This window comes from Bacillus sp. LR--39 (assembly GCF_053613335.1).
In genome coordinates, this window is record NZ_JBSIOT010000885.1 from 1 (window position 1) to 706 (window position 706).

1 protein-coding gene is annotated in these 706 nt (G+C 45.3%); it reads right to left on the bottom strand.

Annotation, left to right across the window (positions count from 1 at the left end; all coding sequences use genetic code 11):
- Positions 1-706: LysM peptidoglycan-binding domain-containing protein (locus tag ACWHAR_RS27245; protein ID WP_452088453.1), on the bottom strand; the 706-nt coding region annotated here is incomplete at both ends.

Here is a 706-nt window from a genome sequence, read left to right on the forward strand (position 1 = left end):
CAAGAGCCGTAGAAATTTCTAAGCCCTCTCGATGAAAAAGATCCCTTGCTTCGCGGAGAAATTGGTTATAGGCTTCTCTATCCTCAGGCCGCAAATATTCAAAGTCAAAATGAATATCATAGAAACCATATCTTTTTGCATTCTCGACTATTTCATTTAAAAGTCTTCTTTTTACAGTATCGTCGTTCAAAAGGATCCGGCCGAGTTCATCGCTGAATGCCTGGTTTTCTAGGTTCGTTATAATCATCATCAATGCCGTGTTTTGATTCTCTGCAATGCTTCTTAAATTCGTTAAAGGCGGTGCGACTAAGGTTCCGTTCCGCTGTGCCTGGAAGCTGAATGCGCCAAGGTACGTTAAGTAGGGCGACGCTTCTCTGGCCGCCTGCTGGAGATTTTCGCTGACTTGATTTCCTCGGGGCTCCAAATAAGCATTTGATTCGATGTCTCGTTTAGGAGCTGGAGGGATGTATAAACGGAAACCAATCTGAAGCACGGTATTTAACTGGATGCGGTTAACCCTTGCGAGCTCGGCTGCTGTTGTATTGAACTGCCGGGCGATGGATGTCAGGGTATCACCTCGCTTCACATCATAGAACTGGCCGGCTATTGGAATGACAATGGTTTGTCCGACAACAAGGCTGTCGGGATTCGGTATTTCATTCGTTTCAGTGATCTCACTTACGGTTGTTCTGTATTGTGAAGCGAT